The sequence below is a fragment of the uncultured Mailhella sp. genome, assembly GCF_944324615.1.
In the GTDB taxonomy this organism is placed as follows: Bacteria; Desulfobacterota; Desulfovibrionia; order Desulfovibrionales; family Desulfovibrionaceae; genus Mailhella.
This window is the reverse complement of the sequence record NZ_CALUWY010000008.1, coordinates 34,537-59,567: the sequence shown is the minus strand read 5'-3', so window position 1 is coordinate 59,567 and position 25,031 is coordinate 34,537. Positions and strand designations below refer to the sequence as shown.

General features: G+C 60.3%; 26 protein-coding genes. 12 read left to right on the top strand and 14 right to left on the bottom strand.

Annotation, left to right across the window (positions count from 1 at the left end; all coding sequences use genetic code 11):
- The first annotated feature begins 317 nt into the window (after positions 1-317).
- Complete coding sequence (locus Q0K07_RS03605) at positions 318-1,397, top strand: LacI family DNA-binding transcriptional regulator (RefSeq protein ID WP_294556540.1); 1,080 nt, start codon at positions 318-320, stop codon at positions 1,395-1,397.
- The gene (locus Q0K07_RS03600) at positions 1,394-2,005 is read left to right on the top strand and encodes a hypothetical protein (RefSeq protein ID WP_294556537.1); all 612 of its coding nucleotides are present in this window, start codon (positions 1,394-1,396) and stop codon (positions 2,003-2,005) included. Before Q0K07_RS03605 ends, Q0K07_RS03600 begins: the two co-directional genes overlap by 4 nt.
- Positions 2,006-2,310: 305 nt before the next feature.
- Here the strand turns inward: Q0K07_RS03600 and Q0K07_RS03595 are convergent, their stop codons facing one another.
- Together Q0K07_RS03595 and Q0K07_RS03590 are read right to left on the bottom strand one after the other, a co-directional pair.
- Entirely contained in the window at positions 2,311-3,135 is an 825-nt protein-coding gene (locus tag Q0K07_RS03595; protein ID WP_294556534.1) for a phosphodiesterase, read from the bottom strand.
- Between the two features lie 41 nt (positions 3,136-3,176).
- Positions 3,177-4,508 (bottom strand): MFS transporter, encoded by a 1,332-nt coding sequence (locus Q0K07_RS03590; protein ID WP_294556531.1) that lies wholly within the window; start codon positions 4,506-4,508, stop codon positions 3,177-3,179.
- Between the two features lie 315 nt (positions 4,509-4,823).
- On the opposite strand from Q0K07_RS03590, the gene Q0K07_RS03585 reads away from it, so the two are divergent.
- From Q0K07_RS03585 to Q0K07_RS03560, 6 genes are all read left to right on the top strand, one after another.
- Complete coding sequence (locus Q0K07_RS03585) at positions 4,824-5,909, top strand: LacI family DNA-binding transcriptional regulator (RefSeq protein ID WP_294556528.1); 1,086 nt, start codon at positions 4,824-4,826, stop codon at positions 5,907-5,909.
- A 100-nt stretch (positions 5,910-6,009) separates the two neighbouring features.
- Positions 6,010-6,435 (top strand): C-GCAxxG-C-C family protein, encoded by a 426-nt coding sequence (locus Q0K07_RS03580; protein WP_294556525.1) that lies wholly within the window; start codon positions 6,010-6,012, stop codon positions 6,433-6,435.
- 32 nt (positions 6,436-6,467) lie between these two features.
- Positions 6,468-7,418, top strand: a complete 951-nt coding sequence (locus tag Q0K07_RS03575) for an ABC transporter substrate-binding protein (protein ID WP_294556523.1) — start codon at positions 6,468-6,470, stop codon at positions 7,416-7,418.
- Positions 7,415-8,176, top strand: coding sequence for an ABC transporter ATP-binding protein (locus Q0K07_RS03570; RefSeq protein WP_294556519.1), 762 nt, complete (start codon positions 7,415-7,417; stop codon positions 8,174-8,176). The genes Q0K07_RS03575 and Q0K07_RS03570 overlap by 4 nt, the downstream gene beginning before the upstream one ends.
- On the top strand, positions 8,173-8,934 hold the full coding sequence (locus Q0K07_RS03565) for an ABC transporter permease (protein WP_367178864.1): 762 nt from the start codon (positions 8,173-8,175) through the stop codon (positions 8,932-8,934). The genes Q0K07_RS03570 and Q0K07_RS03565 overlap by 4 nt, the downstream gene beginning before the upstream one ends.
- Positions 8,935-8,937: 3 nt before the next feature.
- On the top strand, positions 8,938-9,972 hold the full coding sequence (locus Q0K07_RS03560; protein ID WP_294556516.1) for a low specificity L-threonine aldolase: 1,035 nt from the start codon (positions 8,938-8,940) through the stop codon (positions 9,970-9,972).
- Between the two features lie 77 nt (positions 9,973-10,049).
- Here the strand turns inward: Q0K07_RS03560 and Q0K07_RS03555 are convergent, their stop codons facing one another.
- The gene (locus Q0K07_RS03555; protein ID WP_294556513.1) at positions 10,050-11,594 is read right to left on the bottom strand and encodes a sigma-54-dependent Fis family transcriptional regulator; all 1,545 of its coding nucleotides are present in this window, start codon (positions 11,592-11,594) and stop codon (positions 10,050-10,052) included.
- A 196-nt stretch (positions 11,595-11,790) separates the two neighbouring features.
- Here Q0K07_RS03555 and Q0K07_RS03550 point away from each other — a divergent pair, with 196 nt between their 5' ends.
- From Q0K07_RS03550 to Q0K07_RS03535, 4 genes are all read left to right on the top strand, one after another.
- The gene (locus Q0K07_RS03550; protein WP_294556510.1) at positions 11,791-12,039 is read left to right on the top strand and encodes a ferredoxin family protein; all 249 of its coding nucleotides are present in this window, start codon (positions 11,791-11,793) and stop codon (positions 12,037-12,039) included.
- A complete protein-coding gene (locus tag Q0K07_RS03545; protein ID WP_294556507.1) occupies positions 12,036-13,727 on the top strand; it encodes an FAD-binding protein in 1,692 nt (563 codons plus the stop codon). Before Q0K07_RS03550 ends, Q0K07_RS03545 begins: the two co-directional genes overlap by 4 nt.
- Positions 13,728-13,801: 74 nt before the next feature.
- Positions 13,802-13,957: a hypothetical protein gene (locus Q0K07_RS03540; protein WP_294556504.1), complete on the top strand. Its 156-nt coding sequence runs from the start codon at positions 13,802-13,804 to the stop codon at positions 13,955-13,957.
- Entirely contained in the window at positions 13,958-15,286 is a 1,329-nt protein-coding gene (locus tag Q0K07_RS03535) for an SLC13 family permease (RefSeq protein WP_294556500.1), read from the top strand.
- A gap of 64 nt (positions 15,287-15,350) precedes the next feature.
- Here Q0K07_RS03535 and panF read toward each other — a convergent pair whose 3' ends face one another.
- The 11 genes from panF to Q0K07_RS03480 form a co-directional block, all read right to left on the bottom strand.
- Complete coding sequence (gene panF, locus Q0K07_RS03530; RefSeq protein WP_294556497.1) at positions 15,351-16,832, bottom strand: sodium/pantothenate symporter; 1,482 nt, start codon at positions 16,830-16,832, stop codon at positions 15,351-15,353.
- A complete protein-coding gene (locus Q0K07_RS03525; RefSeq protein ID WP_294556494.1) occupies positions 16,829-17,104 on the bottom strand; it encodes a YhdT family protein in 276 nt (91 codons plus the stop codon). Before Q0K07_RS03525 ends, panF begins: the two co-directional genes overlap by 4 nt.
- A gap of 594 nt (positions 17,105-17,698) precedes the next feature.
- Positions 17,699-18,106 (bottom strand): aspartate 1-decarboxylase, encoded by a 408-nt coding sequence (panD, locus tag Q0K07_RS03520; RefSeq protein ID WP_294556491.1) that lies wholly within the window; start codon positions 18,104-18,106, stop codon positions 17,699-17,701.
- Between the two features lie 4 nt (positions 18,107-18,110).
- Positions 18,111-18,956 carry a pantoate--beta-alanine ligase gene (panC, locus tag Q0K07_RS03515; RefSeq protein WP_294556488.1) on the bottom strand — a complete coding sequence of 282 codons (846 nt, stop codon included), beginning with the start codon at positions 18,954-18,956 and terminating at the stop codon, positions 18,111-18,113.
- Between the two features lie 339 nt (positions 18,957-19,295).
- A complete protein-coding gene (gene nrdG / locus Q0K07_RS03510; protein ID WP_294556485.1) occupies positions 19,296-19,826 on the bottom strand; it encodes an anaerobic ribonucleoside-triphosphate reductase activating protein in 531 nt (176 codons plus the stop codon).
- A 1-nt stretch (position 19,827) separates the two neighbouring features.
- Positions 19,828-20,700 carry a hypothetical protein gene (locus tag Q0K07_RS03505; RefSeq protein ID WP_294556481.1) on the bottom strand — a complete coding sequence of 291 codons (873 nt, stop codon included), beginning with the start codon at positions 20,698-20,700 and terminating at the stop codon, positions 19,828-19,830.
- 170 nt (positions 20,701-20,870) lie between these two features.
- Complete coding sequence (locus Q0K07_RS03500) at positions 20,871-21,137, bottom strand: hypothetical protein (protein ID WP_294556478.1); 267 nt, start codon at positions 21,135-21,137, stop codon at positions 20,871-20,873.
- A 62-nt stretch (positions 21,138-21,199) separates the two neighbouring features.
- Positions 21,200-22,906: a putative sulfate exporter family transporter gene (locus Q0K07_RS03495; protein WP_294556475.1), complete on the bottom strand. Its 1,707-nt coding sequence runs from the start codon at positions 22,904-22,906 to the stop codon at positions 21,200-21,202.
- Positions 22,907-23,176: 270 nt separating this feature from the next.
- Positions 23,177-23,809, bottom strand: coding sequence for a tetratricopeptide repeat protein (locus tag Q0K07_RS03490; RefSeq protein ID WP_294556472.1), 633 nt, complete (start codon positions 23,807-23,809; stop codon positions 23,177-23,179).
- Entirely contained in the window at positions 23,809-24,207 is a 399-nt protein-coding gene (locus Q0K07_RS03485; protein ID WP_294556469.1) for a hypothetical protein, read from the bottom strand. Before Q0K07_RS03485 ends, Q0K07_RS03490 begins: the two co-directional genes overlap by 1 nt.
- Positions 24,208-24,210: 3 nt before the next feature.
- Complete coding sequence (locus tag Q0K07_RS03480) at positions 24,211-24,876, bottom strand: YkgJ family cysteine cluster protein (protein ID WP_294556578.1); 666 nt, start codon at positions 24,874-24,876, stop codon at positions 24,211-24,213.
- Positions 24,877-25,031 lie beyond the last annotated feature (155 nt).

Sequence of the window (25,031 nt, the reverse complement as noted above, 5' to 3'; positions counted from 1 at the left end):
CCTCCGGCGATCTTCCCTTCAACCTTGAACCATTCTGTTCCGTGCGGGTTCCCGGAGGCGTCCGGGAACCCTCGGATGTTCTTTCTTTCCGGGTTTCCCCTCTTTCCGGATCTTCGGCGGAGCATAAAGCCCGCATCGCCGCACGGCGAAAAGGCGCCTCCGCCCCCTGGCAGAACGCTCAAGGCCCCCAAAACGCCGGGCCGCAAAGAACGCAGATATTCCGGCATATTGCGCAAAAGCTCCCTGACGGCACGGCGCAGGAACGGCATTTGACGAAAGCGCGCCTTCCCGCTAGCCTGCCTTTCTGGAGAAAAGCCGTGCATACCAGAAAAAAAGTGACGCTTGAAGACATAAGCCATGCTGCGGGAGTGTCGCTGAGTTCTGTTTCCATGATTCTCAACGCCCGGGCCGACGTTTCCTTTTCCCCGGAAACGGTGCGCAGGGTACGCAGCGCCGCGGAAAGTCTCGGTTACCGCGCTCCGGCAAGGCTGGGCAAGGGACAGCTTCCGGGCCGCAACGTCGTGTTCATCGTCACGCCCAACATCGCCAACGCCTATTATTCCGGTCTTGTGCAGGCCATACAGCAGGCTGCGGAAGAACGCGACTTTTCCACGCTCATCTTCACCACCTACCGGGAAAAGCGCAAGGAAGAGGAAGTGCTCGACATGGCCCTCGCGCTGGGCGCTGCGGGCATGATCTTCACGCTTACCCCCATGAGCATACGAAAAGTGGAAAAGGTGAACGGCAAAATTCCCATCGTGCTCATGGGCGACGGCACTTCCAGCCCCAAGGTCGATACCGTGGAGCTCGACAACTACAGCGCGGGCGTGCTCATCGGGCGGCACATGCTGGAACTCGGCCACAGGCATATCGCCTTCATTTCCGCCATGACCAACGCCGCCAACTCCATACGCCTGCACAGGCTCCGCGGCGTGCGCGACACCTACGCGGAACAGCCCGGTTGTTCCGTGCAGCTGTTCACCCGCGACTACACGCCCCGCGAGGAACTCGGCAACACGGATCTGGAACAGCGCATCGGCTACGAACTCACCATGCTCTGCCTGAAGAAGAAAAGCCGCGTCTCGGCTTTCGTGGCCGTCAACGACTTCATCGCCTACGGCGTGCTGGACGCCATTGCCGACAGCGGCCTGCGCGTGCCCGACGACTACAGCGTGTGCGGCTTCAACAACCTTTCCTCTTCCCGCATTTCCCATGTGGGGCTCACCACCGTGGAACATCAGACGGACGCCTGGGCCCGCAACGCCGTGGATATTCTCTACGAACGCATCCGGGGCGGCAACGCCGTGAGCGACATCACCCGCGTCGCCTACGCACACCACCTTCTGGAACGCCGCTCCACGGCGCCTTTCCACCCATCGTCACAGGAGAAACAATGAAAGGACTGCTCTGCCTCCCTCTTCTGCTTCTGCTTTCCGGCTGCAGCTTCCTCCATCTGCCCTTTTCCGGCGACAGCGGCACGGCAGAAAAAAGCGCGGCGCCGGTAAAGAAGAACAAAGAACCCGCTCCCGTGCACAGCGTCTCCCCCGAGGCCCAGAGGCTCATCGCCGAGGCGCTGGAATACTGGACCGACTCCGGGGAATGCACCAATCCCGAAGCGGCGACGGCCCTTCTGGACCGGGCCATTGCGGCCGACCCGCTGGACCCCGCTCCCTATCTTCTGCGGAGCCGTTCCCTGAGCGATCTCGGCTACATGAACGAGGCCTTCGACGACGCCACCAGGGCCATACGCCTTTCTCCCACGGCGGAGGCATACGCCACGCGGGGCTTCATCTGCCTGAAGCAGCGCCATGCCAACGGGGCGCAGCGCGATTTTTCCTATGCCGAAAGCATCAACCCCGATGAACCGCTCATCTATGTGTACCGCGCCGCCGGAGCCTTCATGGAAAACCGGAACAAAGACGCCTGCGCGGACCTGGAAAAGGCCTGCTCCCTCGGATACTGCAATCCGTGGGAAACGGCCAAGAAGGACAAGCTCTGCCGCTGAAGCGCAGAAGCTCCGAAGGCCCGGCGCGGCCGGAAATTCCGCGCCTTTTCCGCAGAAACGGCAGAGCTGCCGGAATGTGAAAAAGCGCTCCGCAGGGGCCTGCCTTCCGTGAAAACGCATGTTCTGCCGGACAGACGGCATGAAAAAGGCCGTCGCATCGAAGGATGCGGCGGCCTTTTCCGAGGAGGATGCGGGGCAGGGGGACCCCTCACGAAGTCGGCGGCTCCGTGACTTTGCAGGACGGACCGGGCGGAAAACGGCAGTTTCCGCCGGCCCGGGAAGCTCGCTTTCGCAACGTGCTTCCGTTATTCCTCCGTGGGATTCACGGAGTCGAGGAAACGATAGGGCCCGGCATAGGTGGGCGTGCCGTAAATCTGGCAGACATGGGTATTCCATGCGCCGTCACGCCAGTCGTGGAGCAGATAGCCGGGGGCCTCCATCACGAAGGTGTCGCCGCCTTCGGGGGAGAAGTCGAGGTCGATCTGCATGGAGGCGGCGGGAGCGGTAACGGCCGTCACGCCAGCCCACTGGGTGAAGATGGGCCTGTGCATGTGCCCGCAGCAGAGCCGCACCCACGGGGTCTTTTCCAGAATGCCGCGCAGGCGGTCCACATTCTCATAAGGCTCATCCATGGCGCCCATGCCCGTGATGAAGGGCGGGTGATGCATGAACACGAGGGTGGGCACGCCGGGACGACGGGCAAGTTCCTTTTCCAGCCATGCGGCGCACGGTTCCGGCACATGTCCGGAATGGGAGCCGGGGCTCATGGAGTCCATCATCAGAAAGCGCACTTCGTCCTCTTCCACGGCATAGCAGAGCCAGGGCGCGGTTTCCTCGTTCTCCGGGCACCAGCCCTTGAGAATGGAGCGCATTCTGTCGCGCCTGTCGTGATTACCGGGCACGGCGTAGGTGGGAATATTCAGAGGAGAAAGGGCTTCGTAGAGCATGTGGTAGGCATGCTCGTCGCCGCTGTCGGCAAGGTCGCCGGTAATGACCATCATGTCCGGCTTCTGCACGAGGTTCAGAAGATGCCTTGCCGCGGTTTCCAGGCACTTCGGGGTATCCACCACACGGAAGGACAGCCTGCCGTCGCCACGAAGATGAAAATCGGAAATCTGAAGTATGCGCATAAGTATTCCTTGCGGGAGGGGGAATCCCTCCCGCTCCTGGGTCAGATGTGTTCCACGTCGTCGCCCAGGCGACGCACGGCGGCGTCATGCTTGCGCTGCACGATGAAGGCGGAAATGCCGCTGGTGGCGGCGGCCAGCATGGTGTACAGGCAGACGTAGATGGGATCGCCGTCGGCTATCTTCATGAAGTAGGTGCACAGTCCGGGAACTATGCCCGCCACGAGGAAGCCGGGGAACTGGTACACGATGGAAATGCCGGTATAACGCACGTCGGCGGGGAAGAGGTCGGAGAAAAGGGCCGCTTCGGGGCCGAACACACCCGCATAGAATACGCTGAGCGGAATGATGATGGCAAGGCCGATCATGAACAGATTGCCCTCGCTCGCGCCCATGAGCCAGAAGGAGGGGAAGATGGAAATGCCGCACAGCAGGCTGGCGATGCCGTACACACGGCCGCGGCCGTAGCGGTCGGCAAGGCGGCCGGCAATGAGAATGAAGGGGCACATGACCAGAGCGGAAACCATGACCATGGTGAGAGCTTCGGTGCGCGGCACGTTCACATACTGCACGAGATAGGTGATGACGAACACGGCAAGCACGTTGAAGAACACGCCGTCGATCCAGCGGGCGCCCACGCCGAGAGCGATGTTGCCGGGATGTTCCTTGCAGACCTTCACGATGGGCAGGGCCTTCTTGGCCTTGTCCTGACGGGCCTTTTCCTGGGCCTTCTGGAAGTCGGGCGTTTCAAGGATGTGCATACGGATATAAAGAGCGATGCACACGAGGAACACGCTCACGAGGAAGGCGAGGCGCCAGCCCCAGGCGAGGAACTGTTCGTTGGTGAGGCCCCAGGAAAGCAGCGCCACCACACCGGAGGAAAGGCACAGCCCCGTGGCAAGGCCCATCTGAGGAATGCTGGCATAGAAGGCGCGTTCCTTCTTGCTCGCGTATTCATAGGTCATGAGCACGGCGCCGCCCCATTCGCCGCCGAGGCCGAGGCCCTGGCACAGACGCATGGTCTGCAGGATGATGGGCGCGGCAATGCCTATCTGGGCATAGGTGGGCACAAGGCCGATGCCGATGGTGGCAAGGCCCATGATGAGCATGGTGAGCACCAGCATGCTCTTGCGGCCCAGTCTGTCGCCGAAGTGACCGAAGACGAATCCACCGAAGGGGCGGGCCAGATAGCCGATGGCAAAGGTGCTGTACGCCAGAAGGGTGCCGATGAACGGATCTTCCGTGGGGAAATACAGCTTGTTGAAGACAATGCCCGCAACCACGCCGTAAAGGAAGAAGTCGTACCATTCGATAGTGGCCCCGAGCAGGCTGGCCAGTACCACCTTGCGGATTTCTTTTTTGCTGGGCGCGCTCATACAAAGCTCCTGTGATGTTTAAAAAAACTCCCTACCACTGAAAGAATTCATTAAAATTTTAATTAAAAGTTCGGAAAAATTTCTATTAAAATTTTAATAAATCCTTCGCCATTCCCGTATTCCATGTATCTTCTTCTACGGGCATCTTTGCTATTAATCAAGGCATTTTGCTCATTTTTCCGATATTTAAAAATTTAGTATTTGAAATCACCAGTTTCGGCAACATGATTTTTCATTTTTAAAATTTTAATAAACTTCTCTTTCCCGGTTTGACGAAACCGGGCCTTGCCGTTAGCCTGCTTTCGGAGTGTTGCCATGACGACGAAAAAGCGAATCACACTGGAAGATGTGAGCCGGGCGGCGGGAGTCTCGCTGAGCACGGCCTCCATGATCTTGAACGGGCGACCCGACGTTTCCTTTTCCCCGGATACGGTGCGGAACGTGCGGCACACGGCGGACGTTCTGGGCTACCGTGCTCCGGTCAGGCACAAGGCAAGGCCCCTTTCCTCCAGAAAGCTCGTGTTCATCGTAAGCCCGAACATCGGCAATGCCTATTATTCCAGCATGGTGCAGGCCATTCAGCAGTCCGCCGAGGAACACGGCGTTTCCACGCTCATCTTCACCACCTACCGGGATGCCGGCAAGGAAAACGAGCTGCTCGACATGGCCGTGGACATGGGTGTCTCGGGCATCGTGTTCACCATGATGCCCCAGAGTTCCCTGCTTGAAAAAATCAACCGCTCCATCCCCATCGTGGTCATTGGCGACAGGAACACCAGCCTGAACGTGGACACGGTGGAGCTCGACAACTACAGCGCGGGCATGCTGGTGGGCCGTCACATGCTCGGCCTCGGCCACAGGCACATCGCCTTCATTTCCACCACGCTCAACAGCGCAAACGCCATGCGTGTGCGCAGGCTCGACGGCGTGCGCGCCGTGTACGCCCAGGAGGAAGGCACCTCCGTACAGGTCTTTGCCCGCGACATCACACCCCTTGAAGAACTCAACGACATCGGTATAGAACATCGGGTGGGCTATGAGCTGACCATGGAGTGCCTGAAGCGCAGTTCCCGCATTTCCGGCATCGTGGCGGTGAACGATTCCGTGGCCTACGGCGTGCTGGACGCTCTGGCCGAAAAGGGCCTGCGCGTGCCGGAAGATTACAGCGTGTGCGGCTTCGACAATCTCTTCGCCTCGCATTTCCGCACCGTGGGCCTCACTTCCGTGGAACATCACATCGAGGAAAAAGGGCGCAACGCCTTTCATATTCTTTACGAACGCATGACCGGGGGAAGCGCCCCGAACAACATCACCCGCGTGGAATTCTCCCATCACCTCAGGGAAAACCGTTCCACGGCGCCCTTCCACCAGCAGGGGAAGGAAAAGAACGAAGAGCAGTGACGCGCACGGAGCCTTTCCGGTGTTGTCCGGCGCTCCGGCCCGGGCGCTCTGCGCACGCGCAAAAAGTTCCCCCATACGATTGCAACCAAGGACGGCAGGCATGAACGACATTGAGCGGCAGGTGCACGAACTTTACTGGAACAAAGACGACAACTGCGCGAAGACCATGCTCCAGTGCCTCAGCACGGCCTTCCATATCCCCCTTCTGCCGCAGACGCTGCACGCGGCCACGGGCATGCACGGCGCGGGCCGTTTCCGCGCCCAGTGCGGTCTGGTGGAAGGCGCGCTCATGTTCACCGGCATTCTCGGCGCAAAACAGGGGCTCACGGACAAGCAGACGGCAGAGCTGTGCCGCATCTTCGCCGGGAATTTCACGGAGCGCTTCGGTTCGCTGCTCTGCCGCGACCTGCGCCCCGGAGGCTTTCAGCCTTCCGATCCGCCCCATGCCTGTGAAGCGCTCACCGTGCAGGCCGTCACCTTTGCGCTGGAAAACCTGAAGGCCGCCACCTGCGCCCGGCGCGCCTGATGTTCCCTCAAACGACACGGAGTCCTCATTCCATGCTGAAATACCGCATTCTCGCCCTTCTGCTCGCCCTCTTTCTTTTCCGGGGCCAAGCCCTTGCCGCAGATACGCTGAACATAGGCGCCCTGCCCGCCGCCGATTCCCTGCTCCTTTATGCCGCAAAGGAAGACGGCGTATTTGCCGCCCACGACCTTCAGGTGAACGTGGTGCCCTTCCAGAGCGCTCTGGAACTCGGCGCGGCCATGCGTGCAGGCTCTCTGGACGGCCATTTCGGCGACATCATCAACGTGCTCATGCAGAACGAAAGCGGTGCGCCGCAGATCATCGTGGCCACCACCTCCCATTCCACGCCAGAGGCGCGCTTCTTCGGTCTGGCCGTAAGCCCCTCCTCGTCCGCCCGGAGCCTTGCCGACCTCAAGGGCAGACCCTGCGCCATAGGCCGTGCCACCATCGTGGAATTCGTGCTCGACACCCTGCTTGCCCGGGAAAACGCGGCGGGAACGCTGGAAAAAAGCGACATCCGGCAGATCCCCGTGCGCCTTCAGATGCTGCTTTCGGGCCGCATGGAATCGGCCCTGCTGCCCGAACCGCTGCTTTCCCTGGTGGAGGGACAGGGCGCCCGCGTGCTGCTCGACGACAGAAAGCTCAACCTGCCCCTTGCCGTCATTGCGCTGAAAAAGCCCGCTCAGGGGGATGAGGCGGCCTTTGCCGACCGCGTGAAGCGTTTCCGTGCGGCCCTTGCGGAAGAAGCCGCGCGCATCAACGCCGATCCCGAGACCTACAAGGCCATGATGCAGAAGTTCAAGCTGCTTTCCCCGCAGGCCGCAGCCCATTACCGCATGCTGCGCTTTGAAGAGCCCCTCACGCCGCTGGGCCTGCCCTCGGAAGAGGATGTACGCCGTTATGCCGACTGGATGAAACAGAACCGCATTCTGAAAAAAGACCTGCCTCCCCTTGCCGGCATCGTCTTTCAGGAAGAACAATGAACGAAGAAACGCCTGTTCTGCGCGTTTCCCGGCTCGGCAAGAGCTTCGGGGAAACCTGCGTCCTGTCGGATGTTTCCTTTTCCCTGCCTGCGGCATCCACCCTCTCCGTCATCGGTCCCTCGGGCTGCGGCAAAAGCACCCTGCTCTCTCTGGTGGCCGGACTGAGCCGACCCTCCGAAGGGGAAATCACCTTTCCCCGGGACTGCCGCACGGCCTTCATCATGCAGGATTACGGGCTGTTTCCGTGGAAGAGCATACGCGACAATCTGGCCCTGCCCCTTCAGCTTCAGGGCGTCGGGCGTGCCGCACGCCATGAGAAGGCCCTCGCCATGCTGAAGGAACTGGGGCTGGAAGGGCTGGAAATGCGCTTTCCCATGCAGCTTTCCGGCGGCCAGCGCCAGCGCGTGGCCATAGGCCGCGCCCTCATTTCCCGGCCCGATCTTCTGCTCATGGACGAACCCTTCGCCGCGCTGGACGCCATCACCCGCGAACACCTGCAGAATCTTCTGCTCGACCTCTGGCAGCGCCGCCGCATGAGCTTCATCCTGGTGACGCACAACGTGGCGGAAGCGGTCTTTCTCGGCCGTTACATCATGGTCATGGGCCAAAGCCCGGCAAGCAAAAGACTGTGGCTGGAAAATCCCTGCTTCGGCAATGCCTCCTGCCGCAACAGCGACGAGTATTTCTCCCTCATCCGTCAGGTGCGCGGCGCGCTGGAAGAAAACAGCAGGGAACGACTCCGCGAGGCGCGCTCATGAAGATTCTGGATATTCTTCTGCGTTACGTCGTGGCCTTTCTGGCCATTCTGCTTCTCTGGGAGGCGGGAGCGCTCGCCCTCGGGCCCTATCTTCTCCCGGAGCCTGTGGATGTGCTGCACGCCTGGTGGCAGGCCATGGCCGGGCCGGACATGCCCGGGCACATCAGAAGCAGCGCCGTGCGCGTGTTCTCGGCCATGCTGCTGGCCTTTGTGACGGCATTTCCCCTGGGCATACTGCTGGGCTGCCGGAAGCGCATCGACCGCTACCTGTCGCCCATGGTCTTTCTCACCTATCCTCTGCCCAAAATCGTGCTCCTGCCCGTGTTTCTCACACTGTTCGGTCTGGGCGACATGCCCAAGATACTGCTCATCGCCCTGACGTGCGGCTATCAGATACTCGTGGTCACCCGCGACGGCATCCGCAGGCTCGACGCGCGCTACTTCGAGGCTTTCCGCACTCTGGGCGGCACCCCCGCCCAGCTGGTGCGTCATGTGCTCGTGCCCGCCGCCCTCCCCAGCGCCATGACGGCCCTCAAGGTGAGCAGCGGCACGGCCGTGGCCGTGCTGTTCATGGCCGAATCCTTCGCCACGCAGAAGGGACTCGGCTTTCTCATCATGGACGCCTGGGGCAGGGGCGATCAGCTGGAAATGTTCTGCGGCATCCTTTCCATGAGTCTGCTCGGCCTTGCGGTATACGAAAGCTGCCATATCGCCGAAAAGATCTTCTGCCGCTGGAAAAAACTGGAAATCAGGAGATGACCCATGCTGCGTTTTGAATGCGATTACGGCGAAGGCGCGCATCCGCGCGTGATGGAACTTCTTGTGAAAAGCAACCTGGAACAGACGCCCGGCTACGGGGAAGACCACTACTGCGACACGGCCCGCGCCCTCATCCGCGAAGCCTGCCGCGCACCGGAGGCCGACGTGCATTTTCTGGTGGGCGGCACGCAGGCAAACTTCGTGGTCATAGAATCCGCGCTCAGGCCGTGGCAGGGCGTGATCTGCGCGGAAAACGGGCATATCAACGTGCATGAGACCGGGGCCGTGGAAGCCACGGGGCACAAGGTGCTCGCCCTGCCCGCAAAGGAGGGAAAAATTTCCGCCGCGCAGATACGGGAGGCCTGCGCCGTGCACTATGCCGACGCCTCGCACGAACACATGGTACAGCCGGGCATGGTGTACCTTTCCGCTCCCACGGAATTCGGCACCCTGTACAGCAGAGCGGAACTTGAGGACATAAGCCGCGCCTGCCATGAGCTTTCCCTCACCCTTTTCGTGGACGGGGCGCGCATGGGCTACGGAATCATGGCCGAAACCAACGATCTGGAACTTGCCGACTACGCAAGACTCTGCGACGTGTTCACCATAGGCGGCACCAAGGTGGGCGCGCTGTTCGGCGAAGCCGTGGTTATCACCTCGCCCCTGCTGAAAAAGGACTTCCGCTACCTCATGAAGCAGCGCGGGGCCATGCTGGCCAAAGGGCGCCTCCTGGGCGTGCAGTTCACGGCCCTTTTCCAGGACGGCCTGTACTTCCAGATGGCGGAACATGCCGACACCCTTGCCATGCGCCTGCGCCGCACCTTCACGGACAAGGGCTGGCCGCTGCTCTTCAATTCCTTCACCAATCAGCAGTTCCCCATCGTGCCCGACGAGGCGCTGGAAAAACTCGGCAGAGACTACTCCTTCAGCTTCTGGCAGAAGGTGGACGAAAAACGCAGCGCCGTGCGCTTCTGCACGAGCTGGGCCACCACGGAAGAAGCCGTGGATGCGCTCATCGCCTCCATAGCGGCGCTGTAGTCTTCCTTCTCATCCATGAAAAAAGGCGGGGCATGACCCCGCCTTTTTCGTATGCAGGCACGCAGCCTGTGAGAAACTCACGAGGGCTGTTCCTCCTCCGCCCGCAGACGGGAACGCAAGGTGGAGTAATGGATATCCAGAATGCTGGTGGCGGAATTGGCCCCCGTCAGCTTGCCTCCGCAATGCTTCAGAACCTCCCGGATATAGCGGTCCTCCACCTCCCTGAGCGTCGGCCACTCTTCCGGCCTCCGCAGGTGAAGCGCCGGCAGGCCGTCTCCCGTCGTAAAGGGAACGGACGCGCTCCCCGGCACAGGCATCACGTCAAAGTGCAGCCTGCCGTCATCCGCCCCCACATGCCGCGTGATCATGGCCCGCTCCACCACATGTTCCAGTTCACGCACATTGCCGGGCCAGCTGTGGTGAAAAAGCTTCAAGAGCTCCTCCTCAGGAATGTCCGGCAGCGTTGCAAGCCCCAGCTTGTGCGCCTTGGACCGGACAAAATGCCGGACCAGCACGGGAATGTCGCCGATTCTCTCCCTGAGCGGCGGTATGCGTATGGGAAACACGGAAAGCCGGTACCACAGGTCGAGGCGGAAACGCCCGTCCATCACCTTATCCGGCAGATCCTCATGGGTGGCCGCAATGATGCGCACGTCCACGCGGAATTCCCGCACGCCCCCCACACGGCGCACCACGCCGGAATCCAGTACGCGCAGCAGCCTGACCTGAGATTCCGGGGACATTTCTCCTATTTCATCCAGAAACAGGGTGCCCCCGTCCGCCATTTCAAAGTATCCCGGGCGGGATGCCGATGCTCCGGTGAACGCTCCTTTTTCATGCCCGAACAGCTCGCTGTCGATGAGATCGCCGGGAATGGCTCCGCAGTTGACCTTGATGACCGGGCGTTCCCGACGGGACGAACACTGATGCAGGGCCTCGGCAACGGATTCCTTGCCGACGCCCGTCTCTCCGAGAATGAGCACCGTGCTGTCGCACCTCGCCACGCTTTCCACAAGCTGCCGTACCTTCATCATGCCGGGGCAGAGCGCCAGCTTCTCCATGCCGGAAAGCGTCTGCGGGGAAGGTCGCGCTCCCTCAAGCGCGATGTCCAGAAAATTGCCGCGCAGTTCATCGACAAAAGGATCGAGAAGTTCCCGGAGAAACGCGGCGTCCCCGCTGTTGAAACCGTCCTTCTCATCCGACCAGAAATTGATGAGGAACGTATTGCCCCGGCTGGAAAAAAGGGGCAGTCGCAGCAGCGAGCGGAAATGCAGATAGGGCATGTCCCGCCAGGAAGGTTCGCTGAGCACGCCGGGATCGTTCTGATAGGGAGAAAGATCTCCTATGATGAGCGTTTCCCCCGCTCTGCCGCTCAGAAGCAGCGGCCTGGAACGCCCGCCGCTGCTGTATTTGTTCGATACGCTCACGGTGCTGGTGTCGGCCACGCTTATCACGGTGGAGGCGTCGCTGTAGGCGAAAATCGTGTTTATCCTGGCTACCGGCATCATGGGCTTGATGATGTCGAGAAGATACACCAGAGCATTACGCAGCCCGCCCATCCGGTACATGACCCGAAGAGACAGCGCCACGGTTTCCGGCTTTAAAAGAGAATTGTTCTTCATGCCCTCATCTTTTTTGATTTTTAATAAGTGTTTTTATCATATATTTGAAAAACGCTCAATATCACAAAAAGAAAAACATTCTTCAACCCTGCGATAATACAGCACTATTTCCTCTGGCACGCTTTTTGCTTCTGTGGAGGTATCCGCTGGGACAGAGCAACGGAAATCACCGATCACATTTTTCAAGGAGTACAGCATGCCTCCCGTCATAGACCGAAACAAGTGCGTAGGCTGCGGCACCTGCGCCGACATCTGCAATTCCAACATCTTTGTCTTCGACCGTGCGAAGGACAGCATTCCCCAGGTCAGGTTCCCGGAAGAATGCTGGCACTGCGATTCCTGTGTCATCGACTGCCCGAAGGGGGCCATCACTCTCCGTATGCCGCTTTCCTACACACTTCTGCACGTCAATGCCGACACGCTCGGCCGGGAGGTTAACCGATGATCGCCGTTTCCAGAACCATTGAGGCTGATGTTGTCATCGTAGGCGGAGGCATAGGCGGCGCCATGGCGGCCATTGCTGCGGCGGACGGCGGAGCGAAGAGAGTGGTCGTTCTGGAAAAGTGCCATGTCAGGCGTTCCGGTTCCGGGGCTACCGGCAACGATCATTTCAGCTGCTACTGCCCGGAAGTGCACGGCGACGACGTGGAGCCCATTCTCAGGGAACTCATGGGCAGCCTCATAGGACAGGCAAAGGATGTGGAGCTCATGCGCCTGCATCTCCAGGAAAGCTTCGACATCGTGAAGATGTGGGAGGAATGGGGCATCAACATGCGTCCCCTCGGACGCTGGAATTTCCAGGGACACGCGCTCCCCGGCAAGCCCCGCGTCTTTCTGAAGTTCGACGGCCGCAAGCAGAAGGCCGTTCTGGCAGAACAGATGAAAAAACGCGGCGTTACCGTGCTGAACCATCACCCCGTCGTGGAGCTTGCCAAGGAAGACGGCCGGATATGCGGCGCCCTTGCCCTGAACGCTTCCACGCCCGAGCCTTCCTTCGTGCTTGTGAAGGCGCCCTGCGTCATACTCTCCACGGGCCTCACCCACAGGCTGTACGTCAACGCCTCCACCCCCAACTATCTTTTCAACACCGCCCACTGCCCCAACAATGCCGGCGGACAGGCCCTCGGCTGGCGCATCGGCGCAAGCATGGTGAATATGGAAATTCCCTATACCCATGCGGGCATCAAATACCTGCAGCGTGCGGGCAAGGCCACATGGATAGGCGTTTACCGCTACCCCGACGGCAGTCCGCTCGGCCCCTTCGTCACCCGGCCCGACCCCGAATACGGCGACGTGACCTCCGACATCTGGAACTCCGCCTTCATCGACGTCATGCAGAACGGGCGCGGCCCCGCCTACCTCGACTGCTCGGAAAACACCCCTGAAACGCTGGCCTACATGCGGAGGGCCATGTTCGATGAAGGTCTCTCCGCCCTCATCGGCTACATGGACTCCAAGGGCATCGATCCGGCGAAGCATGCCGTTGAATTCACCCGTTACGAACCCATCCTGCACGGCCGGGGCCTGGATGTGGACAAGGACGGACAGACCACGGTTCCCGGGCTCTATGCCGCCGGCGACATGGTAGGCAACGCAGGCTGCGGCCTCGGCCTTGCCGCATGGATGGGCTGGCGGGCCGGACATGCCGCCGCAGCCTCGGCGATCTCCGCCGCCGGCACCACCACCGGCGACCTTGCTCTGAACCCCGGCATCAGGGCCAAGATGGAACTTCTCTCCTCCTTCATGGAAAGAAAAGAAGGCGCCGACTGGCAGGAAGCGAACATAGCCCTCACCCAGATCATGAGCGACTATGCCAACGTGGGGCCCTACAAGGTGCGCTCGGCATCGCTGCTCAATGCCGGACTCAGCTATCTGAACCAGCTGAGGAAGGAAACGAACGCCAGCCTGAAGGCCTCCTGTTCCCACACGCTCATGCGGGCGGCCGAAGTGCTCGACCTGTTCGACTGCGCCGAATGCATCCTGCGTTCCGCCCTGGAACGCAAGGAAACGCGCGGCAGTCACAAACGCTCCGACTTCACCTTCACCAACCCGCTTCTTGCCGACAGAATGCTCGACGTGACCAGGCGTGACGACGGTACCGTCGTGACCTCGTGGCGCGAAGTACGAAAGTAGTTCCCCGGCCGGGCCGTGTCCGCTTCCCGGCAGACACGGCCTTTCTCATTCCTCCGCACCAGGAATACCCGCTCATGAAAGCACTCCTCTCCTCCATCCGCCCTCATCTCTTCGGCATTCTGTCCGGGCCGCTTCTGTGTTTCGTTCTTCTTGCCTGCCCCGCCCCTGCCTCGCTCGGAGAACAGGGTATGAAAAGCCTTGCGGCCATAGCATGGATCATCCTGTGGTGAATGACCGAAGCCTTTCCGCTTCCCTTCACCGCTCTTTTCGGCATCGTGCTCTACGGTCTCATGGGCGTTCTGCCTCTGAGCAGAGGCTTCGCCTTTCTCAGCAGTCCGACCTGCATGCTGCTGCTCGGTTCCATGCTGCTGCTCAGCGCCATGAAGGACAGCAATCTCATTGAACGCTACACCTACAAAGTGGTGACCTCCTCCTTCGTGGCCCACAGCCCCTCAAGACTGATGATCCTGTTCGGCATGGCCGCCGGACTCCTTTCCGCCATCATGCCGAACATCCCCGTCGCCATTCTCTTCACGTCCATCGCCGTCGCCCTGGGGAAAAGCATGCATGCCCAGCCCGGGCATCCGCTCATCCGGGCCATGGTGGTCGCGAGCGGCGTAGGTGCCTCCATGGGCGGCACGGGCACCCCGGTGGGCGGCGTACCAAACCTGCTCGTCATAGGCATCATCGCCTCTTCCCTGAACTATCAGGTACAGTTCTGGGAATGGTCCGCCTTCGGCATGGTGCTCTGCATCGCATGGCTGGCAGCCATGCTCCTCTTCTGTCAGATCTTCTTCCTGCGCGGCTGTTCGGAAAGCGACTCCTGCTTCACTCTGGACGTCATCAGCCGGAGGCTGGAGAATCTCGGCCCGGTGACGCTCCGCGAAAAGGCCTCCCTTGCCGTGCTCATCGTCGCGCTGCTGCTCTGGTGTCTGGGCCAGCCCATGGCGGAACGTTTCGGCATGCCCGCCCTGGCAAAGCTCCTCGATGTGTCCACCATTGCCGTTCTGTGCGGCGTCTGCCTGCTCTTCATCCCCACCGGTCACGACGATAACGGCAGAATCATCTTCGTGCTGGACTGGAAAACGGCTCTTGCCTCCATCAACTGGGAAATCCTCATCTTCGTTTCCGGCGTTCTTGCCTTCGGACAGGTATGCATCGACGGCGGCATCGACACATGGCTGGCCGGGCTTGTCTCGCCCCTGCTCGAAGATCTCTCCCCCTCGCTCACCTGGCTGGTGCTGCTGGCCATCAGCGGCGTGCTCTGTCAGTGGGCCAACCCCGCCACCGTCATTTCCCTGCTGGTTCCCACCACGGCCCTCATTGCCGCCCAGAAGGGCATAAACCCCATCGTGGCCTGCTTCACCGTGGGCATGGTGGCCAATCTCGCCATCATGTTTCCCTTCTCCTCCCCGCCCATCGCGGCCAGCATTCTCGGTTCGGACGGCTATGCCTCGCCGAAGGACTTCTTCCGCTTCTCCTTCCCCATGGTGATCGTCTGCGTGCTTCTGGCCTGGATCATCGGCATGTGGTTCGGCCCCGTGGTCTTTTCCTCATGATCCTCCATAACCGCACGGCATGAAAAAAGGCCCGGCAATGCCGGGCCTTTTCTCTGCGGACGCGTCAGGCTTCCTCTTCCTCGCCCCAGAACATCCTTGTCACCTCCGGCGGCACGGGGTCGCCGCGAAGGCTCCCCAGCCAGAAGGCAAGAAGCGATACGACGCAGGTGGGCACGATGGCGTGCACCCCGCCCAGAGGCACCTTGCACACGGAAAGAATCATGAATACCGCCACACCTGCGGCCATGGACCAGACGGCCCCCGTGGCATTGGCTCTTCTCCAGTACATGCCGAGCACCACGGGCCAGAGGAACACCGCCTCCAGTCCGCCGAAGGCGAAAAGATTGATCCACACCAGAAGATCCGGGGGATTGAAGGAGGCGCAGAACACCAGCACCCCGGCCGCAAGGGTGCAGCAGAAGCTCATGCGGCCTATCTTCTTTGCCGATATGCCGGAAGTGTCGTTCTTCAGGCGGTAGCGGATATACAGATCCTTGATGATGGAGGCGGAAACCAGAAGCAGCATGGTATCCACGGTGGACATGATGGCGGCCAGAGGCCCGGCCACGAACACACCCGCCCAGAAGGGCGGCAGCAGCTCCAGAATAAGGGAAGGAATGATGAGATCGCCCGAGGTGAGGCCGGGCATGACGGCACGGCCCAGCACGCCCGCAAGGTGCATGAACAGCAGCAGAAAGCCGATGATGAGCGTGCCTATGATCATGGCATCGTGCATGGACTTGGAATTCTTGTAGCCGAAGCAGCGCTGCGTGGTCTGGGGAAGACCGAGAATGCCGAGGCCCACCAGTATCCAGAAGGAAAAGAGCATGGGCGTGGGAATGGAGTCCCCTGCGCCTGAAGGGGAAACAAGGCCGGGGTCCATGCCCTTCAGCGTCTGTATGCACTGTTCCATGCCGCCGCCCGCCCGGACCACGGCAAAGAGGATGACCACGGAGGCAATGAGCATGACCACGCCCTGCAAGGCATCGGTGACGGCCACGGCCCGGAAGCCGCCCACCGCCGTATACAGCACCACGGTCACGCCGAAGAGAATGAGTCCCGCCTCATAGGGATACCCCGTCACGGCCTGAAACACGCGCGCCCCGCCGATGAACTGCGCCACCATGGAAGCGGCGAAGAACAACAGTATGGCCACGGAACAGAGCAGGACCACGGCGTCGCTTCTGTATCTTGCGTAAAGAAAATCCGTAATGGTCACGGCATGGATGCGCCTGCCCAGAATGGCGAAGCGCTTGCCGAGAACGCCCAGAGTGAGGAACGTGGTGGGGACCTGAATCATGGCAAGCAGCACCCAGCCGAGGCCCAGTTTGTAGGCCACACCCGGGCCGCCCACAAAGCTGCTCGCACTCGTGTAGCTTGCAATGATGGTCATGGCGAGGACAAAGCCGCCCATGGTCCGCCCGCCGATGAAATATTCTTCAATAAAGCCCCGGCCGACGCCCTTTTTCGCCTGCTTCTGCGCCCACAGCGCCAGCAGAAGCGTCAGGGCAAGGTAGCCGATGAGAGGAATGAGCGCGACGTTCATTGCCTTTCCCCTTTTTCGTCGTCTTCCGCCTCATCCAGAGGAATATCGGCAAAAAAGCGGCGTACCACGACCCAGAGCACCAGGGTCATGACGGGATAGCCCAGCACGCAGCTGTAGAAGAACCAGGCCGGAAGCCCCAGCACATAGTCGTATTCCTCCACATCGCCGGACCCGAGTCCGAAGGCGAACACCGTCCACCACACAAAGAAAAACGCATAGAGGCCGAGCGTGATGAGTGCCTCACGGTCGGCCTGTCTGAAAGCCTTTCGCATATATCCCCCTTGATTTTTCGACGCGACGTTTCCCTGCCCCTCCGGAGGAACATGCGGGCCTCCGGCATCCTGCCCGGAGCACCGCCCACCGGCGGGGCTGCAGAAACACGCCGTAACGACGAAAAACGGCCGCCCCGTATGGCGAAGCAGCCTGACATTCTCGTTCCAGTCCAAGTATAACCCTCAAGAGCCCGCGGCCTCAACCTCTTTCTGCCGCCCCTTCCGTCGCCGGGAGGCGAAGAGGGAACCTGTAATGTTCTGCCGTGTGCTGAAGAGCACGCCCGGCAGGGGGCAGAGGATTCATGGCAAAGCCGCCGGCATGCCCGCTTCCGGGAAAAAGGTCCCTTGCGCGCAGTCCATGCGGAAAAATCCCGCCGTTCCGAACCCGGGAAGCCGCCCTTGTGCAGAAAGACCAGAAAGAGCGCAGGTGCACCGCTTCCCGCCATGTTCTTCCGCATGCACGGCAATGATGCCGCTTGCCATGAGCCGATGCCCGCACCAAAAACACGGGACACGGCGCGGCGCTCCGGCCCACGGCCATGCGCGTTGCAGAGAGCAGACGCCGGAAAACGGCCTCCTGCCCTTACGACGCCCCTACACGCCTTCAAGAGGATCCCTGTCCTCCCGTCTGCCGTGTCTCTCGTAACGGGTAACCCGGGAGATCCTGTTTTTCTCATCCACAAACACGACCTTCGGCAGGGACACATCCGCCTCTTCCGGGGTCATCAGGGCATAGGCCATGATGATGACCTTGTCCCCGGGCTGCACCATGTGCGCGGCGGCTCCGTTCAGGCAGACAATGCCGCTGTCTCTTGTCCCCGTAATGGCATAGGCTTCCAGGCTAAGCCCGTTATCCACGTCCACCACCTGCACCTGCTCGTACTCGTGAATGCCGGATTCTTCCATGAGGCGTTCATCGATGGTGATGCTGCCCACATGGTCGAGTTCCGCCTGCGTGACCACGGCGCGGTGTATCCTGCCCTTCAGCATGTTGAGAAGCATGGGCCTAGCCTTCAAAGGAAAAGTTGTCGATGAGGCGCGTGCTGCCGATGTACACGGCCATGGCGCAGAGCACGGGGCCTTCCGCACGCGCCACGGGCTGCATGGAGGAGGCATCCACCATGTCCACATAGTCGATGCGGGCCAGAGGCTCCTTTTCTATGCACGCCTTCATGGCCGAAAGCACCACCGAGGCTTCCCTTTCGCCTTTTTCCATCATGTCGCGGCCGAGAAACACGGCGCGGCTCAAAACCAGAGCGGCCCTGCGCTCTTCGGGGTTCAGATAGGTGTTGCGGGAGCTCTTTGCCAGGCCGTCCGCCTCGCGCACGATGGGGCAGCCCACGATTTCGATGTCGAAGTTGAGGTCGCGCACCATGCGGCGGATGATGGCAAGCTGCTGGGCGTCCTTCTGTCCGAAATACGCCCTGTCCGGAGCCACGATATGGAAAAGCTTGCTCACTACCGTGCACACCCCGCGGAAATGGATGGGTCGCGTTCTGCCGCAGAGGGTTTCGCTGAGCGAACGCATGTCCACCCAGGTGCAGAAATCCGGCGCATACATGTCTTCAGGAGCGGGGTGGAAGACAAGATGCGCTCCGGCCGCCTCGCAGAGGCGCGCGTCGGCCTCGATATCACGCGGATAGCTCGCCAGATCCTCGCCGGGGCCGAACTGGGTGGGATTCACAAAATCGCTGACCACCACGCGGTCGTTTTCCTGAACGGCGCGCACGATAAGGCTCCTGTGCCCTTCGTGCAGATATCCCATGGTCGGCACAAGGCCCACGCTCAGCCCTTGTCTGCGCCAGGCCTTCACCCGGGCGCGCACCTCATCCACGGAAGAAACAATATTCATGGCTGTTCTGCTCCTTAAAACAGGCCCGGCATGCTTTTCTGCAGCACACGGGCCTCACCTGAACCATACACTTCAAAACAACAGGTATGTTTTCTGCAGAAAAACATACCTGCGGCCGGGAACTGTAGTAAAAAAACAAAAAGAGTGCAACAGGATGCATGCTTTCTCTGTCTCAGAGCTGAAAAGAAGGCAAAGAAAGGTCCATATCTCCCCTGCCCCGCTTTTCATGTCTGCACAGCACGCTCAGAAAGTCGCTGTATGCTCCATAAGCCGCCGGATATGAGAAAAGCCCGCCGCCTTTTCAGGCGACGGGCCGTGCATACCAAAAAAAATACGACGCTAGCGTTCCATAGGGCCGTGCAGCTCATCCAGCACCGGCTTCCACCCGTTTTCCCGCGTGGCGGCCATGTTCAGGATACGCTGATTGCGCGAACCGCGGAAACGCAGTTCCAGCGACTTCTGTTCTTCCACAAAAGGCCCGTCCACCAGAAGATCCAGCAGAGACAGAAGCTCCCGGCAGCCTTCCTTCTGCAGAAGCTGCTCCAGAGTATAGCCGCTGAAGGCCATGAGGTGATAGCCGCGCCTTTTCAGTTCTGCGGCCAGAGGAAGCAGCTCCACGGCCTGCTCGAACGGTTCTCCGCCGCTGAAGGTGATGCCGTGCACCAGCGGATCGCCCTGGATGCGGGAAAGAATATCCCCGGCGGGAACCAGGGTTCCGCCCTCAAAATCCCAGGTCTGGGGATTCTGGCAGCCCTTGCAGTGCGCACGGCAGCCCTGAAGAAAAAGCACGAAACGGAGCCCCGGCCCATCGACGATGGACTCTTCGATAACGCCCGCAACGCGCAGCACGGAATCCTTCAGAGCGTCCATGCTACTGATTGTCCTGACCGGAAGTCTCTTCGGGAGCACGGCCTTCCGCCGTGTCGTCGATGCGGCCCTGCATCCAGAACACCATGTCCACATCATCGCCTTCCGCAGGCACATAGCCCTTGTGGCAGACCTTTTCCGGCGCGTAGATGATGGCATAGACGGGCTTTTCAGGATTTCCGAAGGCAATGCCGAAGCGGTACACCTTGAACTGGCCCTTTTCAGACCCGAACATGAAGCTGTCGACATCGAAGATGGAGGCATGGCACTGATATTCGCTGTAATGCTCCCCGAGATCCATGAGGGTTCTGCCCTTGAGCGGAATCTTGAGCGGAGGAACGTCCAGACGGGTCTTCGTGGGGTTGGCCTTCATCCATTCCAGCGCATGCTGTTCATAGGCAGGGCCTTCCGTCACGGTCAGCTCGTCCAGAAGGGCACGGCGGATGCCGAAGCAGAGGCCGGAGAGCACGAAGGTGCAGGTCTTTTCCTTCACGTCGCCTTCCGCATCGCGGAAGAACAGCGGATCATAGAACCACAGGCCGGGGAAGTCTTCCGGCTGAGCCAGAATCTCTCCCGCATGACCGCCCTTCCAGGCAAACGTGTCCCTGACGGTAAGCTGATTGGGAAAGCCTTCCATAAAAGGAGTTACGGCCGCCACGGAAAGTTTGCCCCCCGGCTTGCCCGCCATGAGCACGGACGTGCGGAGCAGCGATTCGCTGGGCCAGGCCATGAGGATGCGCTCCACCTGTTCGTCCTTCATGCCCCACGCGGGGCGGCTTCCGCCAAGGTCCAGCGTGGTGGAAATGACGCCGAGAATATCGTCAGAAGTGACGCCGAGGACAAACCACTTGTCCCCCATGCTTTCGAGATGCTGCATATGTTCTTCCATGAATAAAGATTTCGCGCCGGCCCTTCTGTAGAAAAAGGCCCGGCGTCTTCACCCTACATACCACAGGGAGCGCCGCGAGAACAATAGCCCTTTCTGCCCAAAAAAAATGCCGCAGGCGGACGCCTTCGGCATTTTGCGAGTCTCCCGAAAGGGAAAAACTACATGGAGGAGGCCCGGAGTTCTATGGCCTTCTGCACAGCCTCGCGGGAGGCCATCTCACTATCGAGAGAGACCGGCACATCCGTATAGTAAATGGCTCCGGCGGAAATGTCGTATTTTGCCTGCTGATCGCGGGAATGACGAAGCGGCGGAACCACGTCGTACACCCACGGCAGAAATTCACCCAGAAAAAGCCATGCTGCGAGGCTGAGAACAACAAGCTTCAGCCACGCGGCCTTTCTGCTGGAAGAGGAGAGAGTTGTCATTTCACATCCAGAACCCGCACCGCCTTTCGGCGGTGCGGGCGCAATGTTTCAAAGGTTCAGAGTTAGATGCTCGCGGTGATTTCCGGGAACACATTGTAGAACATGATCCAGGCCATCAGGAGGGTCAGAGCCAGGTTGAAGGACTGACCGCAGACGTACAGGATGATGGGCTTGCCGCCCTTGAAGTAACCGGCGAGTTCCTTGAAGTTGGTGGCAAGACCGATGGACACGAAGGCCAGGGCGAAGAACCAGCCGCGCAGAGGCACGGTGATCTTGTTGGTGCCGTTGGAGATCAGAGCGTTGCCGAGGTCAGCGCCGAGGTTGCCGGCGATGGTGGACAGCACGATGGAGGCAGCGAGGAAGCCGATGACGAACTTGGGGAAGCGGTTCCAGATTTCCATGGGACCGACCTTCGTGCCTTCTTCATGGGCTTCAACCTTGGTGGCGAAGTAAATGGCCACGCAGAAGGCGCTCACGCCGATGAGGACGTTCTGGATCATCTTGATGGTAGCAGCAACCTGCAGAGCCTTGGGGCCGATGAAGGCACCGGCGGCGGCCACGGAGCCCGTCGCGTCGATGGTGCCGCCGATCCAGGCGCCGCCGAGCACTTCAGGCATACCCACAGCCTTGATGAAGGCAGGCATGGCGATCATCATGATGGCGGTGAACACCATGGAAAGACCGACGGACAGGGTCAGTTCTTCCTTCTTGGCGCGGCAGGCCGCGGCCACGGCGATGGCGGCGGAGGTACCGCACACGGACATGTCGGCGGAGATGGTGATGTTCAGGGTCTTGGAGGGCATCTTCAGCACCTTCTGGCCGAAGATGTAGGTGGACACCAGCACGATGGGGGTGACCACCCAGGCCACGAAGATACCGGGGATACCGATGGCGAGGATCTTGTTGAAGAGCACTTCAGCGCCGAGCAGCACGAGGCCGGACTTGATGAAGTATTCCACCTGCACGGCGGGCTTGATCCACTTGGGCGTACCGATGGTGTTGGCAACGACCATACCGACGATGATGGACCAGATTTCAGCGTTCAGGCCGTAGGTGGCCGTGGGCTTGTAGCCGCCGAGGAAGTTGGCGAGCAGGCACAGGACGTACACACCGAGGAAGCCGATGAAGTACTGCACCACGTTGGCGCCCATGACGCCCATACCGACGGCGGTGATCACGCCGAGGACGATGCCGAGAGCGATGAGGCCGGGAATCAGGTTGGTGTCGGAACCCACCTTGGCCTTGGCCTTGGCAGCGGCGCTGTCGGCCTTCTGCCAGTCGGCGATGGCGGTTTCAGCAGCCTTGTTCAGGTCGGCGTTCTGGAAGGAAGCGGTGGCGGCGGCTTCCTGAGCGGTCTTGGCGACGGTCAGGGCTTCGGCAGCGGCCTTGGCGGCAGCTTCGGCCGCGGGCTTGGCAGCTTCGTCCGCATGGGTGATGAAGGAATCAAGAGGATTCCCACCCCACTTGGCGGGCGTCTTCAGGTAGGAAATGATGGACTTGGCGGCCGGAAGCTTGCTGCCGGCCACGCCCTTCTTGGCGGCCTGAGCCTGAATCAGCTCGATGGTCTTGATGGGCTTGGCCTTTTCAGCGGTGATGACGGCGTCATACTTGCTGAGCTGGGCCTCGATGTCGGCACGACCATTCATCATGATGAGGCCAGATATGATCAGGATGAAGAAGCCGATCCAGATCGCCCAATAGTCTTCCTTCAGCCAAAGGTCAGACCATTTCGAACGGCCATCGTCAACGACAATGTTTTCATTTGCCATAAAAAAGTCCCCTGCTTAAAAAATTAAAAACAATCTCTCCTCAGGCACACTTGTACCTTCAATAACAAACTCATGCTTTATTGACAAGTATTTGTCCGCCGGCAAATCGTCCCTTTTCTCAGGAGGAAAGGATATGCCCGCCGTAAAGCACGGCCGTCATGAAAGACAAAACCGGCGACGTCAGAACCCCTGCGGGTCTGCGCGCCGGTGGAAAGCTCCTGAAACCTGCCGCTCTTCCTACAGAAAAAATCTTTTTTCCGCAAGCGCCAACTAGGCCTTTTTCACCGATTCCTCAAGCAGCTTCCAGTAGTCGTCGGAAACGTCATAGCCGAACTCGCACGCCTTCTCGGCGTATTCCTTGGCTTTTTCCACCTCGCCGAGTTCAAAGCAGGCCAGAGAAAGATTATTCCAGGCCGGAGCAAAGGAAGGTTCCTGTTCAAGTACCATTCTGCTCATTTCCGCGCTCTTTTCATATTCACCCTTCATATACAGGGCGGAAGCAAAGGTGGCGCGGGCCTGAATGTACTTGGGATCCCAGGTGAGGGCCTTGTGAAGTGCGGCAATGGCCTCATCCACTTCGCCCCTCTGAAGGTGCACGAAGCCGATGTTGCCCCAGGCCACAGGGAACTTGGCGCGGCATTCCGCGGCTTCCTTGTTGTACTGCATGCAGCCGTCGAGATCGCCGCGGCGCAGGCACAGGCCGCCGAGCTGCACGAAGGCTTCGGCCATGTGAGCGGAGTTGCGAACGGCGTTCAGGAAGCATTCCTCAGCCTCGGTATAGTCGCCGAGAGAAAGCATGGCCACACCGAGGTTATAGTGGTGAATGGCGCATTTGGGGTCTTTCTCAATGGCTTCCTGAAGATCGTGGATATATTCGTGGATGTCGGTATAGCGGTCTTTCATCAGATGTGGCCTTCCTTTTTTAGGAGTTCATGGTACCAGGCGGCAAATTCATAGGTGCCGAGAAATTTATCCTGCTTGTTCACCACACCCACGGCGGCTTCCATGGCGCCCTGGATGAAGGCTTCGCTGGGCCCGGATTCCCCGGCAAGCTGCGCCTCGCACTTCTTGGAACGGATGAATTCCTGCATGAGCTGCTGGGCCGTGCGCTGCGTCACGTCCTTGCGTATTTCCACAGGCTCGTTGGGTTCGGGGAAAGGATCCCAGTTGTCGTAGCCGATGCGGTCGATGAACTTGCGGCGGCGCGGCGGGATCTTCTCGTACAGATCGCGCTTGAGCTTTTCTTCTTCCGGGGTGAGGCTGCGCGGCTTCTCGTTGCGCAGAAGCGGAGCTATGGACATGGGCTACTCCTTGGGGGCCGGCCCTATGCCGAGATAGGCATCGTCGTACTTGGTGATGAGGGCCATGGAAACAGGCACATACACCCGGTGCAGCTCACGGAAACGGGAACCGACGGCGGCGCCGATGCGGCGGCTCATGTCCGCCAGGCGGTCCTGTATGCGGTCGAGCGCCACGGTGGGATAGGGCTGTCCCTTCTTGAAACGGCATTCCCCGCAGACATGGGCCTTGCCGTGAATGGACGTGGGCACGCCGTAAATACGGCAGGTGATGGGGCGGTGCTCATAAAGAAGGCAGGTGTTGTCGAGCCCGAGCAGCGGGCAGCGCACGCGCTCCTTCGCGGCCTCCACCATGATTTCCTCATCGGACATACCCTGGCGGGCCTGCTGGAAATAATGCCTCTTCAGGCGGGTGAGCTGACGGTCGGCGTCGCTTGCGGCCTGAAGCACGGCGGAACGGCGGATACCGAAGTCGAACTCCCGGTTGAACGCACGGTTCAGCGCCATGGCTTCCACAAGAGAAAGGTCAAAGGCCGCGTGACAGCAGCTGCTGCACCCTTCGGTGCAGGCCACCTCTTCGGGGAACTGTTGTTTCACACGGTCGAAAAGCTGATCGGCCTGCGCTGCAAGCTGGTCATACTCCTGAAAGATAGCGTCCAATTCCGGGTTGATCTTCATACATTCCACCAGAAAACGGTTAAAAAACCGCCGGATGAGCAAAGCCCATCCGGCGGTAACAGGCTCACACGGGCCGCCGGAAAACGGCGGAACCGTCAGCGTTCAGGGCGACTTCAGGCCTTTCACGGCCTTTCGCGGCAAGGCGCGCA

Excerpts from the sequence above, each read along its gene's own strand:
- panD (WP_294556491.1), bottom strand. The coding sequence starts at position 18,106 with ATGCTTCTCAACATGCTGAAGGGCAGGATACACCGCGCCGTGGTCACG.
- Q0K07_RS03490 (WP_294556472.1), bottom strand. The coding sequence starts at position 23,809 with ATGAAAGACCGCTATACCGACATCCACGAATATATCCACGATCTTCAG.
- panF (WP_294556497.1), bottom strand. The coding sequence starts at position 16,832 with ATGAACGTCGCGCTCATTCCTCTCATCGGCTACCTTGCCCTGACGCTT.
- Q0K07_RS03600 (WP_294556537.1), top strand. The coding sequence starts at position 1,394 with ATGAAAGGACTGCTCTGCCTCCCTCTTCTGCTTCTGCTTTCCGGCTGC.
- Q0K07_RS03535 (WP_294556500.1), top strand. The coding sequence starts at position 13,958 with ATGACCGAAGCCTTTCCGCTTCCCTTCACCGCTCTTTTCGGCATCGTG.
- Q0K07_RS03595 (WP_294556534.1), bottom strand. The coding sequence starts at position 3,135 with ATGCGCATACTTCAGATTTCCGATTTTCATCTTCGTGGCGACGGCAGG.
- Q0K07_RS03585 (WP_294556528.1), top strand. The coding sequence starts at position 4,824 with ATGACGACGAAAAAGCGAATCACACTGGAAGATGTGAGCCGGGCGGCG.
- Q0K07_RS03545 (WP_294556507.1), top strand. The coding sequence starts at position 12,036 with ATGATCGCCGTTTCCAGAACCATTGAGGCTGATGTTGTCATCGTAGGC.
- Q0K07_RS03500 (WP_294556478.1), bottom strand. The coding sequence starts at position 21,137 with ATGACAACTCTCTCCTCTTCCAGCAGAAAGGCCGCGTGGCTGAAGCTT.
- Q0K07_RS03495 (WP_294556475.1), bottom strand. The coding sequence starts at position 22,906 with ATGGCAAATGAAAACATTGTCGTTGACGATGGCCGTTCGAAATGGTCT.
- Q0K07_RS03575 (WP_294556523.1), top strand. The coding sequence starts at position 6,468 with ATGCTGAAATACCGCATTCTCGCCCTTCTGCTCGCCCTCTTTCTTTTC.
- Q0K07_RS03580 (WP_294556525.1), top strand. The coding sequence starts at position 6,010 with ATGAACGACATTGAGCGGCAGGTGCACGAACTTTACTGGAACAAAGAC.
- Q0K07_RS03550 (WP_294556510.1), top strand. The coding sequence starts at position 11,791 with ATGCCTCCCGTCATAGACCGAAACAAGTGCGTAGGCTGCGGCACCTGC.
- Q0K07_RS03560 (WP_294556516.1), top strand. The coding sequence starts at position 8,938 with ATGCTGCGTTTTGAATGCGATTACGGCGAAGGCGCGCATCCGCGCGTG.
- Q0K07_RS03570 (WP_294556519.1), top strand. The coding sequence starts at position 7,415 with ATGAACGAAGAAACGCCTGTTCTGCGCGTTTCCCGGCTCGGCAAGAGC.
- Q0K07_RS03565 (WP_367178864.1), top strand. The coding sequence starts at position 8,173 with ATGAAGATTCTGGATATTCTTCTGCGTTACGTCGTGGCCTTTCTGGCC.
- Q0K07_RS03540 (WP_294556504.1), top strand. The coding sequence starts at position 13,802 with ATGAAAGCACTCCTCTCCTCCATCCGCCCTCATCTCTTCGGCATTCTG.
- Q0K07_RS03505 (WP_294556481.1), bottom strand. The coding sequence starts at position 20,700 with ATGCAGCATCTCGAAAGCATGGGGGACAAGTGGTTTGTCCTCGGCGTC.
- Q0K07_RS03525 (WP_294556494.1), bottom strand. The coding sequence starts at position 17,104 with ATGCGAAAGGCTTTCAGACAGGCCGACCGTGAGGCACTCATCACGCTC.
- Q0K07_RS03485 (WP_294556469.1), bottom strand. The coding sequence starts at position 24,207 with ATGTCCATAGCTCCGCTTCTGCGCAACGAGAAGCCGCGCAGCCTCACC.
- Q0K07_RS03590 (WP_294556531.1), bottom strand. The coding sequence starts at position 4,508 with ATGAGCGCGCCCAGCAAAAAAGAAATCCGCAAGGTGGTACTGGCCAGC.
- Q0K07_RS03555 (WP_294556513.1), bottom strand. The coding sequence starts at position 11,594 with ATGAAGAACAATTCTCTTTTAAAGCCGGAAACCGTGGCGCTGTCTCTT.
- nrdG (WP_294556485.1), bottom strand. The coding sequence starts at position 19,826 with ATGGACGCTCTGAAGGATTCCGTGCTGCGCGTTGCGGGCGTTATCGAA.
- panC (WP_294556488.1), bottom strand. The coding sequence starts at position 18,956 with ATGAATATTGTTTCTTCCGTGGATGAGGTGCGCGCCCGGGTGAAGGCC.